The organism is Deltaproteobacteria bacterium (genome assembly GCA_016235345.1).
GTDB lineage: Bacteria > Desulfobacterota > Desulfobacteria > Desulfobacterales > Desulfatibacillaceae > JACRLG01.
The window spans coordinates 140,900-157,945 of sequence record JACRLG010000002.1 but is presented as its reverse complement, the minus strand read 5'-3'; the positions used below and the strand labels follow the sequence as shown (position 1 = coordinate 157,945).

General features: G+C 56.0%; 13 protein-coding genes. 8 read left to right on the top strand and 5 right to left on the bottom strand.

Features of this window, described 5'->3' with window-relative positions; genetic code table 11:
• The first annotated feature begins 34 nt into the window (after nt 1-34).
• From HZB23_01435 to HZB23_01425, 3 genes are all read left to right on the top strand, one after another.
• Complete coding sequence (locus HZB23_01435; GenBank protein ID MBI5843312.1) at nt 35-1,816, top strand: phosphatidylserine/phosphatidylglycerophosphate/cardiolipin synthase family protein; 1,782 nt, start codon at nt 35-37, stop codon at nt 1,814-1,816.
• A 17-nt stretch (nt 1,817-1,833) separates the two neighbouring features.
• Nucleotides 1,834-3,672, top strand: a complete 1,839-nt coding sequence (locus HZB23_01430; GenBank protein ID MBI5843311.1) for a PAS domain S-box protein — start codon at nt 1,834-1,836, stop codon at nt 3,670-3,672.
• A gap of 178 nt (nt 3,673-3,850) precedes the next feature.
• The gene (locus HZB23_01425) at nt 3,851-5,146 is read left to right on the top strand and encodes a DUF362 domain-containing protein (protein MBI5843310.1); all 1,296 of its coding nucleotides are present in this window, start codon (nt 3,851-3,853) and stop codon (nt 5,144-5,146) included.
• A gap of 31 nt (nt 5,147-5,177) precedes the next feature.
• On the opposite strand, the gene HZB23_01420 is transcribed toward HZB23_01425, so the two are convergent.
• Together HZB23_01420 and HZB23_01415 are read right to left on the bottom strand one after the other, a co-directional pair.
• Nucleotides 5,178-5,714: a hypothetical protein gene (locus HZB23_01420; protein ID MBI5843309.1), complete on the bottom strand. Its 537-nt coding sequence runs from the start codon at nt 5,712-5,714 to the stop codon at nt 5,178-5,180.
• Between the two features lie 4 nt (nt 5,715-5,718).
• Nucleotides 5,719-6,579: a DUF4747 family protein gene (locus tag HZB23_01415; GenBank protein MBI5843308.1), complete on the bottom strand. Its 861-nt coding sequence runs from the start codon at nt 6,577-6,579 to the stop codon at nt 5,719-5,721.
• Nucleotides 6,580-7,083: 504 nt separating this feature from the next.
• Between HZB23_01415 and glpA the strand changes: the two genes are divergently transcribed.
• The 5 genes from glpA (at nt 7,084) to HZB23_01390 (ending at nt 11,866) form a co-directional block, all read left to right on the top strand.
• Nucleotides 7,084-8,763, top strand: coding sequence for an anaerobic glycerol-3-phosphate dehydrogenase subunit A (glpA, locus tag HZB23_01410; protein ID MBI5843307.1), 1,680 nt, complete (start codon nt 7,084-7,086; stop codon nt 8,761-8,763).
• Complete coding sequence (glpB, locus tag HZB23_01405; protein ID MBI5843306.1) at nt 8,760-10,064, top strand: glycerol-3-phosphate dehydrogenase subunit GlpB; 1,305 nt, start codon at nt 8,760-8,762, stop codon at nt 10,062-10,064. Before glpA ends, glpB begins: the two co-directional genes overlap by 4 nt.
• 30 nt (nt 10,065-10,094) lie before the next feature.
• Nucleotides 10,095-11,294, top strand: coding sequence for an anaerobic glycerol-3-phosphate dehydrogenase subunit C (gene glpC, locus HZB23_01400; protein ID MBI5843305.1), 1,200 nt, complete (start codon nt 10,095-10,097; stop codon nt 11,292-11,294).
• A gap of 70 nt (nt 11,295-11,364) precedes the next feature.
• Nucleotides 11,365-11,535 (top strand): hypothetical protein, encoded by a 171-nt coding sequence (locus HZB23_01395; GenBank protein MBI5843304.1) that lies wholly within the window; start codon nt 11,365-11,367, stop codon nt 11,533-11,535.
• A gap of 4 nt (nt 11,536-11,539) precedes the next feature.
• Complete coding sequence (locus HZB23_01390; GenBank protein ID MBI5843303.1) at nt 11,540-11,866, top strand: hypothetical protein; 327 nt, start codon at nt 11,540-11,542, stop codon at nt 11,864-11,866.
• Between the two features lie 631 nt (nt 11,867-12,497).
• Here HZB23_01390 and HZB23_01385 read toward each other — a convergent pair.
• The 3 genes from HZB23_01385 to ftsA all read right to left on the bottom strand — a co-directional run bounded on the left by HZB23_01385 (nt 12,498) and on the right by ftsA (nt 17,044).
• Nucleotides 12,498-14,069, bottom strand: a complete 1,572-nt coding sequence (locus HZB23_01385; protein MBI5843302.1) for a radical SAM protein — start codon at nt 14,067-14,069, stop codon at nt 12,498-12,500.
• 302 nt (nt 14,070-14,371) lie between these two features.
• Nucleotides 14,372-15,640, bottom strand: coding sequence for a cell division protein FtsZ (gene ftsZ / locus HZB23_01380; GenBank protein MBI5843301.1), 1,269 nt, complete (start codon nt 15,638-15,640; stop codon nt 14,372-14,374).
• Nucleotides 15,641-15,817: 177 nt separating this feature from the next.
• A complete protein-coding gene (gene ftsA, locus HZB23_01375) occupies nt 15,818-17,044 on the bottom strand; it encodes a cell division protein FtsA (GenBank protein MBI5843300.1) in 1,227 nt (408 codons plus the stop codon).
• Nucleotides 17,045-17,046: the final 2 nt, after the last annotated feature.

Genomic DNA, 17,046 nt, shown 5'->3' with positions numbered 1-17,046 from the left:
TTCCAACCCAACTGATCGGCCGGTTACAAGAATCATGGTAATAGTGAAGAACATAGCCTTTTCCCCCAATTCGGCGCAAAACGACGGCTCGTCACGGATGGGCGTCCGCTGCCGGGTGTTTTCCTCCCATGACTTCGCTTCCATCAGAAGCGTGTGGGTGGACCTCCGCCACACCTCCATTTTCGACAGGCTGCCCATTAAGCCCGATCCCGGCTTCGTCCTGGACCGCTCCGGCGAGGGGGATTACGCGGGGGAGATGGAAATTCCCCTTCACCTGGAACCCGGACGCTACCGCATACCCATAGTGGCCGAGGACTCCACCGGGGCCAGGGGGCGTGGCATGGGCACCTTTTCGGTGGACTACAAAAGGCGCGAGGACACCCCCCCCGTGGGGAGCCCGGAGTTTTTAAGGCAGATGGAAGCCCTCACAGGCGAGGACTTCACCTCCGGGAACACGGTGCGGGTTCTGGACGGGGGCGCGGACGCCCTGAATCTAAGGTTTTCCCTCATCGAGGGGGCCGCCCGCCAGATCAATCTCCAGACCTACGCCCTTGGGGGAAGCGGGTCAGGGGCAAGAATGCTGGACACCCTTATCCGCAAGGCGGAGGAGGGGGTTTCCGTGAACATGGTGCTGAATTCCGACACCCAACTCCCCTTGAGCCCGGTAAGCATTCTCCGGCTCAAGTACAACCAGTTCCTCTCCGACCTTGGCCGGGACGGATCAGAGGAGCGCCGACCTTCGGGAAACGCCAAGGGCAGGCGGGAGAAGAAGCGGCGGGTGCGCCTGGGAGGCATAACCGCCCTTTTCTTCAACAGGAACCCCCTTCACGAGGATGACGACAAGGACCCGGTGACCGGGCCCATAAAGGACCACTGGCTCCAGAAGCTCCAGGACGCCAGCCGAAGGATAAAGGGCGAACTTGAGCTTGATGAGTTGAAATCCACCTCCGGCGCGGGGCCGGGCGGGCTTCCGGCCCTGCCCCTCTTGGATTACGCAGTACACGAAAAAATCCTGGTGGTGGACGGAAGGTACGCCATAGTGGGCGGGCGCAACCTTGAGGACAAGTATTTCACCCATTGGACCGATCTCGATCTCGCCCTTTCAGGTCCCATCGTGGGCCGGATCCAGGCGGGCTTTCTTTCGGGTTTCGCTCAGATAGCGGCAAGCGCGCCCAACACGCGGCTTCCAGAGGCCATCGCCGAGTGGACCGAAGGCCAGGGCGGGGTGTCGGCCCTTTTCGTCAACAGCCGCCCCTGGGAGCGCAAGTACGGGACGACCACGGCCATGGTCCATTCCATAGAGGCCGCCACCATGAGCATCTTCGCCTTTTCCCAGTTCGTGATCCTCCCGGACTGCATAATAAAGGACGCCCTGATGGACGCTGCCCGGCGGGGGGTGGACGTGCGCATCATCACCAATTCCCAGAACACCGGCCAGGAGGTGAGCTTCTCCGCCGGGTACTATCTCACCATCAAGTACCTTGCGCCCCTGCTTGAAGCCGGAGTAAGGGTCTTCGAGGTGGTCGGCAGCCCCAATCCGGAGGAGCCCCAGCCCTACATGCACAACAAGGAGTTCCTGTTCGACGATTCCCTCTGCGCCATAGGCTCCTTCAACCTTTCGGTGCGCTCCTGCTACGTGGAATCGGAAAACCTCGTTTTCATAAACGACACGGATTTCTGCCGGAGCCGGATTTCGGCCTTTATGAGCTTTCAGGAAAGGTTGACCCGCGAGATAAGCGCCGATCAGCTTTCGGCCCAGCAGGGACTCCACAAGGGAAAGATGGAGATGTCACGGTTTTTCGAGCTTCTGTTCTGAAGCGGGGGGGAAGATCCATGAGCGAAACCGAAAGCATGAATTTGAAGGCCGTGCTGGACGCCCTGGAAGACGGCATCTACATAATAAATGGCGATTACGTCATAGAGTTCATGAACAAGGCCATGATCGAGACCTTCGGTTTCGGCGTGGGCAAAAAGTGCCACGCGGTGATCCACGGATACTCGGAGCCCTGCCCCTGGTGCGCGGGCGAGAAGGTCTGGCAGGGCGAAACCAGCCGCCAGGAAATCCTTGTGCCCAAGGTGGGCAAGGTCTACGAGGTGACCGAGTTTCCCCTCAAAAACGCAGACCACAGCTTTTCCAAGCTCACGGTTTATCGGGACGTCACCACCAGCCGGGCCCATGAACGGAAGCTCAAGACCACCGAGGAGTCATTCAAGAGCCTTTTCGAGCACGTGGGCTGCGGGGTCTTTCTGTCCACCCGTGAGGGCCGGTTCGCCGACGCCAACCGCGCCCTTCTCACCATGCTGGGCTACGAGGACAAGGAAGAGTTCCTGGCAATGGACATCCTGAAGGACCTCTACCAGAGGCCGGAGGACCGAAAGGCCTTCCAGGAGCGCATCGAGCGTGAGGGCTCGGTCCTGGACCACGAGGTGGTGTTCCGCAAAAAGGACGGCAGCCCCATCAGCGTTCTTCTCACCAGCCACGTTGTGCGCGACGCAGAGGGAAAGGTGGTTGGCTACGAGGGCATCATCACCGACCGCACCCAGCAGAAGCGCATGGAGCGCGAACTCAGGAAGGCCACCATCTTCATGGGAAAGCTCATCCAGAGCTCTCCCAACGCCATAATGGCGGCTGACATGAAGGGCGACATCCTGATATGGAACGGCGGGGCGGAGGAGCTTTTAGGCTACAAGGCGGAGGACGTGATCGGGAAGATGAACATAGTGAAGGTCTATCCCGAAGGCATGGCGAAAGAGGTCATGAAGATGCTGCGATCCCCGGACCACGGCGGCAAGGGCGTTCTGCGCTCCTACCACCTGCTGGCCCGCACGAAAGACGGCAGGGACCTCGACGCCAACCTCTCCGCCGCCATCATCTACAGCGAGGAAGGCCGGGAGGTGGCCACCGTGGGCATAATGGTGGACCTTGGCGAACGCATGAAAATGGAGCACAAGCTCCGCCGCATCCAGGAGCAGCTTCTCCAGTCCGAAAAGCTCGCCGCAATGGGCAGGCTCACCTCCCAGATAGCCCACGAGCTCAACAACCCCCTCTACGGCATAATGAACACCTTAGAGCTTCTCAAGACCGAGATACCCCCCACCAGCAGGCGGCGGAAAATCCTTGAAATGGCCCTCTCGGAAACCGTGCGCCTAACCGACATGCTAAGGAAGATGCTGATTTTCTCCAAGCCCGACCAGGAGGAGAGGTGCGAAACCGACTTGAACGTCATCCTGGATGAAATCCTGCTCCTTTACGGCAAGCAGCTTTCTGAATACAGCGTAAAGGTGGCGATATCCTTCGAGGAGGGCCTTCCCAAGGTTTTCGCCAGCCGCAACCAGCTCCGGCAGGTCTTTCTCAACATGATAACCAACGCCCGCGACGCCATGCCCGAAGGCGGGGTTCTCTCCTTCCGCACCTTTTCGGCGGACGGCTTTGTGTGCGTGGAGGTCTCCGACACCGGAACCGGCATCAAGGATGAGCACCGGGACAAGATTTTCGAGGCATTCTTCACCACCAAGGAGTCCATAAAGGGCGTGGGTCTTGGGCTTTCGGTGTGCTACGGCTTCATCCGGGACCACGGCGGCGACATCAAGGTTTCGGGCAAGCCCGGCGAGGGCACCACCTTCACCGTCATGCTTCCCATAATGCCCGAAGGCGGGGAGAAGGCGTCCTGACCGACTGATACAGCCCGTCTAAAAACGCGAATCGCTGTGTCGCGGCGCGGGTCGTCATATACGAAAAAGTATTATTCCTCCCCGCGCCGCTCGCGTTCCTTGCGCTTCATCGTTTTTATCCAGGCTTCATGTCGAGCCTTTTTCAATGGACTGATACAGGTATTGAAAGGTGGGAACCATGATAAAATCCAAGGTGATAATCCGCTCCTGCCCGGAATATGATGCAGACGCAATCCGCGAAATCGTGCGGCAGTCCCTTGATGAGCTTGGCGGCGGCTTCAATTTCGCCGGGAAGGTCTTCATCAAGCCCAACGTGGTTTCCGCCAACAAGGGCTACATCCACGACTCCTACACCAACCCGAAGGTTGTGGAGGCCGTGGCTTCGCTCGTCAATGAGAGCAAGCCCGCGCGCCTCACCATAGGGGAGTCCGGCGGCTACGGCATTCCCTCAAGGCTTTTTCTGAAGGAGGCGGGCTACTTCGACCTCGGGAAAAAGGTCGGGGCCGAGGTCATCGATCTCAACGAGCACGAGCTTATCAAGGTGAATCTCAAACGCGCCTCCTGCCACAAGGAGGTCCTGCTCTCGCGCCGAATGGTGGAGGCTGACTGCAAAATCTGGCTCCCGAAGTTGAAATTCCACATTTTCGCGTCCATAACCTGCTCCTTAAAGCTCAACATCGGAATTTTAAGCCACAGGGAGAGGATGCTCTATCACGACTGGCGCATCCACGAAAAAATCGTGGACCTTCTGGAACCCGGCTATCCCGACCTCATCGTTGCGGACGCCATAGACATCACCTACGGCTTCGAGTCCGCCCCCTACCCGGTGCGGCTTGGGGCGCTCCTTATCAGCCGGGACCCCCTGGCCCTGGACGCCGTGGCGGCACATATCATGGGCTACGACCCCAGGGACGTGAAGCATCTTCAAATCGCCGCCGACCGTGGTTTCGGCACCATAGACTTATCCGAAATCGAGATAACGGGCGACGCGGACATTTCGGTACTCCGGGCCAAACCCAAGGGCAAGCCGCGCCTCTTCCAGGTTTTGAGCGAGCTTGAGACGCCCATCAGGTTTTTCGCGGGCTTTGCCAAGGATAGCGACATAATCTGCGACGGCGGCTGCGAGGGGGCCTTGAAAGGCTGCCTGGGGACCATTGAAAAGCGCAGGCCGGGGTCCCTTTTGGCGGCGAAAAAGGGCGCGATAGTAACAGGGGTCTTCCGGGGCGACGTAATAATGCCGGACGGGCCGGTGCTTCTCATCGGCGACTGCACGCGGGTGACGGGAAAACTCGAGGCCAAATCCATCCACCGGGTGAAGGGCTGCCCCGTGGGCGCGCGCGACCTCTTCGTGAAGGTCCCGCGTCTTTTCGGCCTTCCCAGCCCCATGCTGGACTTCCGGGACGCCTCCCTATTCCTGGCCCAGAACGTCGTAAAAGGCAGCGCCATAGTGAAGAACAAGCTCATTGGGGATTAGGCGGCAGTGGGCGGCAACCTACGGGACTAATTTATTCTTTATCATCATTATTTTGATTCCATATATCAAACAAGCTAGCTAATCGTAAAATAGCAAACACTGCAGCTAACGCTAACAATATTGAATATATTAATAGTATAAAACCTATCCATGATATCAGTCCATCTTGAATACTTATCGTCATTGATAATAATGCAAATAGCAATGAGATGATTTGAATAACTATAAAATGAATAAATGTTCCATGCAATTGTAAGTATGGTGAAGGTCCGTTATTGTCATCTTTGTCGGCTTTAAATAATTTAAAAAATTCTTTATCACCAAATGCAAAAAGTATTGCATAGCCACCTAATGTGAAACCTATCATATTGGGGAGAATTGCTAAACTTACATTATACCATATTGCGTCCTTGTTCCAAGGAGGATGGAATATCACTCCTAAAATGATAGAAAGATGCAAATAAGTTGAAGAAATAAATGATTGCACACCACCATAGAAACGCCAATACCGCGCAACAATCTCAAAGAAATTTTTATATGTTTCCCTAATGATGCTCAATAACTGCATTAAACTATCCTTTTCTTCTCAAGTACGCCCCTATCACTCGTTTCATTGCTAAAAATACAGTATCTCTTTCGGGATGATAAAACTCTGTTTCGATTAAAGGATGTTCTTTTGTTGAAATTACCATTGTTTGGCTATCTTCGCGGCTAGTGGCAATTACTTTACCATTAGACCTAGCCATATACATTAAAGCTTGTGTCTCATCATCAGGTTTTATACCCGCCTCGTCATCTGTAATTAACTTTTCATCAATTTTTTTTACATTCTGTTTGTTAAGTCTTTTCATTATTTTCTTTTCAACTTCGGCGAGGTCGTCTGGATTGGGTTTTGCGAAATAAATTTCTAACTTCCTAATAGATTTCAATTTCAAAATGTTATCAATAGCCTCTTTTGTTGATTCTATATTAACTACAACTTCACCATATTTCTTACGAATTTGTTTATTAGCACATAATCTAGTTATTAGCACCATAGCATCCCTAATTGAAATATTATCGGTATCAATAAACAAACGGTGCTTATCAACGAAAAAAATATACACAATATCTCTCCGATTAGGCTTCAAATTTTCTGGAATTGGGACAACAAAAGTTCCATCTTTTGGATCAAGCTTTTTTACTTTTTTTGTATCAAACCATGGTTCATTTGGGTCAATATTTAAAAACCTACAAATAGTGCCATGTAAAATCGAAGATTCTCCGAATTTTTCACGCGTTAAAGAATAAAGCATACCATAGTCTGAGCCCCTGATTTTTTCAATTTTAGATAGCTCGAATATATCATCAAATAATTCTATATATTTTTTAGGTGAATGAGGGTGGGTCGTGATGTTTAAAATACCGACTTTTAGTAATTTTGATCTAGGCATGATTGTTTCTCCCTTTTTAGGTTAATGCATATGGTTATGGTGTCATATTTATATTACAAGAATTTTGTTGTCAATTGATTTCCCCCAAATTTTATCTGCGGGCGGCCTGAATCCGTCGTCCACGATGAAGGGGCCGGGGCCTCCCCTGCCGTCATTCCGGCGAAAGCCGGAATCCAGTCTTTTGCCTCCTGCACCTTCTCTGGACCCCGGCCTACGCCGGGGTGACGGAAACTCCTTGGCTCCGGGGTAACGGAAACCCCTTGGCACCGGGGTGACTGAGAAATCTCACCCCCGTGGTGAGGGGCGGCCCTTATCCGTCACTCCATTGTATCCATCATACCACGGGTATCGGAGCTTGAAAACAGGTTTTCTGCAATCCTTTGGTTTTGGGCCTTTCCGTTTTGCGGCTTTCTGTTTAAAGGTTGGAAATAAGGCCGGTTGTATGGTATTTCATTGAAAATTTGTCCGACCGGTCTTTTCGCGTCAACTTTTGCGGAGCGGGAAATGGAGCGCATTGAAACCGACGTGGTGATTGTGGGGGGCGGGGCCACTGGGGCTGGGGTTCTGCGGGACTGCGCGCTCCGGGGCTTTTCCGCCGTGCTGGTGGAAAAGGACGACCTTGCCGCAGGCACTTCGGGCCGCAACCACGGGCTTTTGCATTCAGGCGGGCGGTACGCCGTCAAGGACACCGAGGCCGCCGCCGAGTGCATCGCCGAAAACCGCATTCTGAAACGCATCGCAAGCCACTGCGTGGAGGAGACCGGCGGGCTTTTCGTCTCCCTTCCCGAAGACGATCCGGGCTACCCGGACAAACTCCTGGCGGGCTGCAAAAAGGCGGGAATCCCCGCAAAGCGGATAGGAACCTCCGAGGCCCTTCGCATCGAGCCCAATCTTAACGGCGACATCCGCTTCGCCGTAAAAGTGCCGGACGCCACCATAGACCCCTTCCGGCTCTGCGCCGCAAACGTGATGGACGCCATGGGGCGCGGAGGGCGCTGCCTCACCCACTGCGAGGTTTCGGGATTTCTCGTGGAGGGCGCGCGCGTTGCCGGGGTAAGGGCATGGGACAGGCGGGGCGGGCGCGACATCGAAATTCGGGCCAGGGTCACGGTGAACGCCTCCGGCATCCACGGCCTGAAGCTCTGCCGGACGGCGGGGATAGAGCTTCCCATGTACCCGTCCAAGGGAAGCATGGTGATAATAGATTACCGGGTGGGCAACGTGGTCATCAACCGCTGCCGCCCGGCCTCGGACGGCGACATCATAGTGCCCGGCGACACGGTGAGCCTGATCGGCACCACCTCGAAAAAAATCCCCTACGAGGACATAGAAAACCTCACCGTTGACGACGACGAGATAGAGGTACTCCTTGCGGACGGAGAAAAGCTCATCCCCAACGTGTCCAAAACACGGGTTCTGCGGGCCTACTGCGGGGTCCGGCCCCTGGTGGGGGCCTTCGGCCCGGCGGACGGGCGGGAAATCTCGCGGGGAATAGTTCTTATCGATCACGCGGAGCGCGACGGCATGGCGGGCCTTGTCACCATAACCGGCGGAAAACTCACCACTTACCGCCTCATGGCCCAGTACGCCACCGATCTCGTGGCGAAGAAGCTCCAGGTCGAGGCCCCCTGCACCACCTCCACCCAGCCTCTTCCGGGCTCGGAGCTGAAGATTCCCGAAAAAAAGGCGGTGAAGGGCTTTTCAGGCGTTCCCCGGTCGGTGGTGGGGGCAACCCATTTCCGCCACGGGGACGAGGTAAAAAGGATTTTAAGCGACGACCCGGACTCCTACGGACTTGTGTGCGAATGCGAGATGGTCACAACCGGCGAGGTGGATTACACCATCAAAAATCAGCTCGTTACCGACATCATTGATTTAAGGCGGCGCACAAGGCTTGGCATGGGGCCGTGCCAGGGGGCCCTTTGCGCATACCGGGCGGCGGGGATTCTGAACGAGACAGCGGGGGTTTCCGGCGAGAACGCCATAGGGATGCTGAAAGGCTTCATGGAGGAGCGCTGGAAGGGCATCAAGCCCGTGCTCTGGGGGGACGCCTTGCGGGAAATGGAATTTTCCCACTGGATTTACGCGGGCCTTTTCGGGCTGGCAGACGAGCCCGCACCGCCGAAAAGCGCGGAGGAGCCCACCTTTGACCTGATCCGCCTGGAAAAGGTGGAGGACGAATGAAATACGACGTGGTAATCATCGGCGGGGGCATGGCCGGGCTGATCGCGGGAATCCGCTGCGCCGACTCCGGGCTTTCAACCGCCATCATAAGCGCCGGGGTGAGCGCCCTTCATTTTTCGTCGGGCTGCATCGATCTTCTTGGCCGCACGGCGGATGGCGGCGTGGCCCGCGAGCCCTTTTCCTCCATGCCGGAATTTCTTGCGGCCCGCCCCGGCCACCCCTACGCAAGGGTAGGGGAGAATACCCTTCGGGCGAGCCTCGCCTTTTTCCAGGAGGAAACCGCCTGCGCTGGTCTTCCGTACTGCGATAACGGAGACGAAAACCATTTTCACGTCACCGCCCTTGGCACGGTGAAGCCCGCCTATCTTTCGCCTGAGGGCGTTTTTTCCGAGCTTGTGAAAACCGCCTTCGAGACAAGGCGATGCCTCGCCATATTGAATTTCAAGGGCTTCCGCGACTTTCACCCAAGGCTCGCCGCCGCGAACCTTGCGAAAAACCCGCTTTTTTCGGACTGGAAAATTTCCACCGGCTCGCTCACCCTTCCGCCCATAGCGCCCCAGGGCAAAAACCCCCGCGAGCTTCGCTCCATAGACATAGCAAGGCTTTTCGACACCGAATCCAGGCTTGGTGAGGTTGCGGAGCAGATTAAGGAAATCGCCCCGGGCGCCGATTTCGTGGCGGTCCCGGCCTTTCTGGGCACATCCCCCAGGCGCGGCGCGGAAAAGCGGCTCTCGCTCCTTGCGGGCCGACTCATCTACGAGGTGCCCACCCTTCCGCCCTCCCTTCTGGGGATGAGGCTGGACGCGGCCCTGAAAGCCCGGTTCGCGGCCAGGGGCGGGGTCTTCATAGCGGGGGACAGGGTGACCGGGGGAAGGATCGAGGGCGGAAAGCTTCGCTTTCTAAGCACCCATCAGGCGGGTGAGGACGCCATGAGCGCCCGCTTTTTCATCCTGGCCACGGGCAGTTTTTTTTCGGGGGGCCTAAAAAGCCGCTTCGACGCGGTGGAGGAGCCTATTTTAAACTTGGCTCTCGACAGGACCCTGCCCCGCAACACCTGGTATTCGTCAAAATTTCTTGGGGATGAGAGCCACCCCTTCCTCTCCTTTGGCGTGAATGTGGACGAAAACGCGAACCCCAGGGACGCCGACGGGCGCACCGTAACGAACCTTTTCTGCGCGGGCGCTGTGCTTTCGGGCTACGACCCTGTCAGGGAGGGGAGCGGCTCAGGTGTGGCCATAGCCACAGGCTACTTCGCGGCGGGCCGGGTCATGGCGCTTTCAAAAACGCCGACTGGGATATGATGGAATTTTTCGATTTTTTCGGGAATTGAAATGATCGATCTTGAAAACATAAGTTTCGACCACTGCATAAAATGCACCGTCTGCACCGCCTATTGCCCGGTGGCGCGGGTGACACCCCTCTATCCGGGCCCCAAGTCGAGCGGCCCGGACACCGAGCGGCTGCGCATAAAAAACCCGGAACTGGTGGACGACACGCTTTCCTACTGCACCAACTGCAAGCGCTGCGAGATCGTGTGCCCGTCGGACGTGCGGATCGCCGACATCATCCAGAAGGCCCGGCACCGCCACGCCAAAAGCGCCTTGCGGCCCCGCGACTTTTTCATGAGCCGCACCGATCTTGCCGGAAGCGCCGCAACCCTGTTTCCTTCCGTGGTCAACGCCATGACCCGGAACAGGGCCGTGAAATGGGGCATGGACCGCCTTGTGGGGATTTCGGATTCCGCCCAGATGCCCAAATACGCCAGCGGCACCTTTCGCCGGAAATTCGCCAAAAGGGCCGACGAGCAGGCGAAGTTTTCCCGAAAACTGGTCTATTTCACCGGCTGCTACGTCAATTATTTCGACCACGAGCTTGGAAACAACGTGGTGAGGGTGCTGAACGCCCTTGGCTACGGGGTGGCCATTACCAACGAAAAGTGCTGCGGAGTGCCTTTGATCGCCAACGGCTTCATAAAAAAGGCGCAGAAAAACGCCCGGCACAACGTGGACGCCCTGAAAGCGGCGGCGGGCAGGGACGTCGCCATCGTGGCCTCGTCGTCGTCCTGCGCCTACGCGCTGACAAACGAGTATCCTAACATTTTATCCATAGATAACAGCAGGATCGCCCCGCGAATCCGGTTCATAACCCGTTTTCTGGCCGAGGAGGCCGCAGCCGGAAACCTGCCCGAACTGAAACCCGTGCCCGTAAAGGCCGTTTATCACGCGCCCTGCCACCTCTCGCGCATGGGCGGGGCGGTGCACACGGTGGACATTTTAAGGCGCATACCGGAGCTTAAACTTGTCATGCCCGCCACCGAGTGCTGCGGGCTTTCGGGAACCTACGGGTTTAAAAAGGAATACGCGAAGGTTGCAACGGACGTTGGGGAGAAGCTCTTTGGCCAGATCGCGGCGGAAAACCCGGACGTGGTGGTGACGGACTGCGAAACCTGCAAGTGGCAGATCGAGGCCCACACCCCCTACAAGGTCGTCCACCCGGTGACCCTGCTGGCAAAGGCGATGTTTGGCGGCTGAGGGATATTGAGGGCTCCAATAAGAGTCTGGCTGGTAAAAACCCCTCTCAAAATTGCAGGCAATAGACTTAATGGCGGACAGAGTTGCTGCAGAAGCATTATCGCATCCTATAACTTTACAAGAAGTTATTCAAAAAGCACATGAAAAAGGTCTGAAAGAGGATGATGTCTGGAGATATGTGGTTAAAGGATCTCAAAGATCGAATGCTAATGTTGATGCAACACTTGGACTTTCGAGGTGATAAATTGCATAAACCAGTTTTATTCAATATAAAACCGAACCAGCCCTTAGAAGTTGACATTTGTGCAATTCCTGGATGGGAAGGCTTTGATAAGTTAATACAGTTTTTAAAGAATGAATATTCAATAGATATTATCAAGATGATTGATGGACCTGATGCAAGAAGATGGATTCTTAAAGCCAGAGGAATAAATTTTGAACTCAGACACGATGATGTTTATGGGAATTATCTTTACGCGCCTTCGTCTGAAAGTGAAAAAATTGTCACTGAAATAGGTCAAGATATAGAACAAAGATTAAAGAATATGTGGAGGTTATCTACTTATTTATAAAGCTCAAGAAATTGTCTGACATGTAAAAGTCAAACATCTGCCGGACGGTTTTGCTTCTCCGTGGGCGCGGGCTACTCGGTCTCCTACGGCTACGACGAAAAGGGCCGCATGAACAAGGTCGCGTGAAACATCGATGTTGGTACTATGTGATCGGATACCGGTACATGACGAGTTATAAAAAATTTTGTACTAATGTGCTTATTAATTTTTTTATTTGGCTTATTATTACTACTGTATTATCAAGTATTAATAGATATCACGATGTTATACCTTCATATATGTGGCTTAAAAGTGGCATATTGGTATCGAAAGTATTATTATTTATATCGGTTATTTTAAAAATTTATTACAAATTTAAAAATATCAATTCAAATTTTAATGATTTTATGACTTTGGCAATTATATTTAACAGCTTATTATGTATGGTATATCTATTTATGTTTATGAAGTATTTTGATGATGTTGTTAGCGTGCATAATTTTTTTATTTTATTAATATATGGCAATTAATATTATGAAAAATTTTTCTTGTCTTAAAAGTCAAGCATACCATGAATTGGCATCTGTTTTTCATGCACGTTACATTTAGTCTAATCTATTTCCCGCAGCTACGACACGAAGGGCCGCATGAATCAGGTCTTCTGGAACGTGGGCGGCGCGGGCAGGTCTGGGGCGAGGGCGTCTTCGCGGGATTTTTCCCAGAGGCGGTGGAGGGTTTTTTTCGAGACGTCGTGCTCTATGAAATCCCAGGGGAAAAGCTCGGCTGCGGGGCGCTCGCGGTTGACGTAAAAGGCCGGGTCGATTTCCGATTCCTTCAAGGTTTTCGGCCAGTTGCCCTGGTTTTTGAGGGCCGCCTGAAGAATTTCCCCCGTCCTTCGGTCCCCCCGCGACAAAAGGGCCTGGATGAAGGCGTGGCGCGGAACGTCGGTGCGCGCGGTCACGTTGGCAAGGCCCTTCAATCCCTCCCTTATCCTTTTCATCTTCAAAGCGAGAGTCTCCACGGTGTCCATGGCCGCCCACTGGAAGGGCGTGACGGGCTTGGGCACGAAGGAGCTGACGTTCACCACGATCTGGCCCATCCTCCCCTTTTTTTTGCTCTGGCCCAGAAAGGCCGTTTTGACCTTTCTGGTGAGCGCCGCTATGGCGTCCACGTCGGCCAGGGTCTCGTGGGGAAGGCCCGCCATGAAGTAGAGCTTGAGATTTGGGACCCCTGCGGCCACCAGCATTTCCGCAGCGTTCAAAACGTCATCTTCTGTAATCCCCTTGCCGATCACCCGGCGCATTCTCTCGCTTCCGGCGTCCGGGGCGATGGTGGCGGTCTTGGCTCCTGCGGACGCCATGGCGCGGGCGATTTCGGGGGTCATGGCGTCGGCCCTGAGAGACGAGAAGGCGAGCCTCGCACCGCGCTCCACCGCATATTGGCAAAGCTCGGAAAGGCAAGGCAGGTCGGTGACGGCGGCTCCAAGAAGCCCGATTTTACTGGTGAGCGAAAGGCCCCGGTCAACCGAGTCCTTGAGCATTTCAAGCGTTCGGAACCGGACGGGCCGGTAGACGTAGCCCGCCGCGCAGAACCTGCACCCGTGGGGGCAGCCCCTGGCCACCTCCACGAGGAATGAGTCGAATGCGGCGTCCGGGCTTACGAAAGAGGACTCGGTGGGAAAATCCGGGGAGTCTTTGGCGTGCACCCGGCGGACTTTTTCGGGCGCGCCCGATATGGGCGAAAATGACACAAGATGGCCGTTTTTGTCCCACTCCGGGACGTAAAGGGCGGGGACGTATGCGCCGGGAAGGCTCCGGGCCATGTCGGCGAGCATCTCAGACCTGTCCCGTTTCGGGTCAAACATGCCCAGAAAGCCCGGAAGGACCGCCTCGGCCTCTCCCAGAAGAAAGAGGTCCACGAAGGGGGCCAGGGGTTCGGGATTGATGAAGGAGGCCACGCCTCCCGCGATCACCAGCGGGTGCGCGCCGGTTCTCTCGGACGAAAGAAGGGGGACGCCACCGGCACCCAGCATGGAAACGACGTTTAAGTAATCGCTTTCAAAGGAGAGGGAAAAGGCCAGGATGTCGAAGGATTTCAGCGGTTTTCCGGATTCCAGGGAAACCGGGCCGGAGCGCTCCGTGCTGTCCGTGAAAACCCGCTCGCAGGCGGTTGATTCGTTTTCGTTAAAAAGCCTGTAAACCGTCTGAAACCCCAGGCTCGCCATGCCCACGGCGTAGGTGTTGGGGTAGCACAGCGCCACGGTGGTGCGGCCTCGAAGGCTTTTTGAGGCGGGGCCGGTTTCTTTGAATGAGAGGCCCACTTTATAATGCCTTTCCCGGGGATTTCGGCGGCGGGTGCATCAATCGGTCAAGGACAGAATCGGAACCGAAACGGCTTTCCCGAGGATAGCCGAGACGGTCTTTAAGTCAAGCATGAAAGGATAGGCCAGGGGGGCGGGAAAATTCGCCCCCCTGGCCGGGGTCTTCCGAAAAAGGGAATGGAAGCGGCTGACGGCGCTTCCGGCTGCTACTTGAGCCCTCCGCCTGCGACCGCCTGCTTGCGCAGGAAGGCGGGGCTTTCGTACTGGTTGTCGCCCGTGGCGTTTTTCATGTCGTAGGGGTCGGGAAAGGAATCTTCCGCCTGGGTGGATTTTTGCATCTTGCCTGCCTGGCCGGGCAGAATGGAAGGCGCGACGCTTATCCCGCCGCTTGCCCTGAAAATGTCCTTCAGGTTCTGGAACACGTTTTCGGGTTCGGGCTGGGGCAGGCTGACCACCTTGCCCGCCGCCTTCTTGTCGTCTTTCACGGGCGCGGCTTGAAGGCACACCGGTTTCGACTGGCTGATTCCGGCTGCGATCACCGTGACCTGGAGGAACTGCCCAAGGGAATCATCGATGACGAACCCGAAGAAAACCTCGGCCTGGCTGCCTGTTTCGTTGGTGATGTACTTCGCGGCCTTGTACATTTCAGCCATGGTAAGGTCGCTTCCGGCGGTTATGTTGATCAGGACCGCGTGGGCGCCGATTGCCTTGACGTCTTCCAGGAGGGGATGGGAAAGGGCCGCCTTGGCCGCGACCTCGGCCCTGTTGTCGCCTTCCGCCGCCCCTATGCCCATGAGGGCAAGGCCCGACTTGGTCATGACCTTTTTAAGGTCCTTGAAGTCGCGGTTGATGTAACCCGGCTTTATGATGAGCTCGCTCACGCCCTTGACCGAGTTTATGAGCACCTCGTCGGCCTGCTTGAAAATGTCCAGGGCCCGGACGTTGGCGTCTGCCAGCTTCAGCATTTTTTCGTTTGGAATGGTTATGACGGTGTCCGCCTGCTCCTTGAGCGCGTTCAGGCCGCTGTCGGCAAGGGAAGCCCTTCTGCCCAGCTCCCATTCAAAGGGGGTGGTCACCACGGCCACGGTGAGGATTTCCATGTCCTTGCATATTTCGGCTATCACGGGCGCGGAGCCGGTGCCGGTGCCGCCGCCGAGGCCGGTGGCGATGAATACCATGTTCGCGCCTTCAAGTGCCTGGCGGATGGAGTCGCGGCTTTCCTTGGCCGCGTCGCGCCCGGTGTCGGGATCGCCGCCCGCGCCCATGCCCTGGCACAGGCGTTCGCCCAGCTGGATGCGGTTCAGGGCCTTGGAGCGCTCCAGGGCTTGAACGTCCGTGTTGGCCACGATGAAATCTACGCCCGTGATTCCGGCGTCTATCATGTTGTTCACCGCGTTGCACCCGGCCCCCCCGGTGCCTATTACCTTGATTTTGGCCGGTGAGGTTCCCTCGACGTAGGTGTATATGTCAGCCATGTTCTTCCTCCCTTTTTGTTCAAAGCTAATGATGTTTCCCGCTTGGACTGTGTTTGGCGAATGGTGTTGTTTCACAAAATGACCGGGTTAACTTTCGAGGGCCTTCAACGGGCTGATGAAAAGCGGCGGGCGGCTTAGGGCCTTTCACCGCCTTTTCATGGGCCTGTTGACGCTTCCTCACATCGCATCCTTGAACCAGCGCTTCATGCGCGAAATGACGCGCTCGAAAAGGTTCTTGTCCCTGATCCGAAACTGGGTGGGGGTCTGCCGGCGCGCCCCGTAAAGCACCAGGCCCACTCCCGTGGCGTACATGGGGTTGTTCACCGCATCCACGTAACCGGTGATCCCGTGAGGCTTTCCTATGCGCGCGGGCACGTTGAAGACCCTTTCGGCGGCCTCGGTCATGCCGTCCAGAAGGGCCGCGCCGCCGGTTAAGACCAGCCCGCCCGCCATGTAATGCTGCATCCTGGCCCTGATGATTTCCTGCTGAACCAGGGCGAACATCTCCTCAACGCGCGGCTCCAGGATTTCCCCCAGTATCTGGCGCTGGAGCCTCCGGGCGGTGCGCCCGCCCACTCCGGGTATCTCTATTATTTCCTCTTTGCTTATCTTGGAGCTTGCGCATGAACCGTATTTTTTCTTCAGCATTTCGGCGTCCGCTATGGGGGTGCGAAGGCCGATCGCTATGTCGTTGGTAAGGTTGTTTCCGCCCAGGGCCAGCACGAAGGTGTGCTTTATGTGGGAGTTGGCGAAAATGGCCAGATCTGTGGTGCCGCCGCCGATATCGATAAGGGCTGTGCCCACTTCCATTTCATCGGGCATGAGAACCGCCTCGGAGGAGGCGATGGGCTCAAGCACTATGTCGATGACGTCCAGCCCGGCCTTGGTGGCGCACTTTATGATGTTGTGGGCCGAGGCCACCGCGCCGGTTACGATGTGGATGCGGGCCTCCAGGCGAACGCCAGTCATGCCCACCGGGTTCTTGATCCCCCCAAGGCCGTCCAGGATGTATTCCTGGGGCAGGACGTGGAGCATCTCCCGGTCCATGGGAATGGATACCGCCCGCGCGGCCTCGATCACCCGGTCCACGTCGGTCTGGGTGATGGTCTTGCCCTTTATTGGCACCACGCCGTGGCTGTTGAATCCCTTGATGTGGCCGCCCGCTATCCCAGCGTAAACGTTGGAGATTTCGCAGCCGCTCATCTTCTCGGCCTCGTCCACGGCCCTTTGAATGGATTCCACCGTGGCCTCGATGTTGACCACCACGCCCTTGTGAAGGCCCACCGAGGGATGGCAGCCTATGCCCACTATGTTCACCCCGGAGCTTGAGACTTCGCCCACCACCGCACATATTTTGGTGGTGCCGATGTCGAGCCCTGCCACCAGTTCAGGTTCCCTGCCCATTT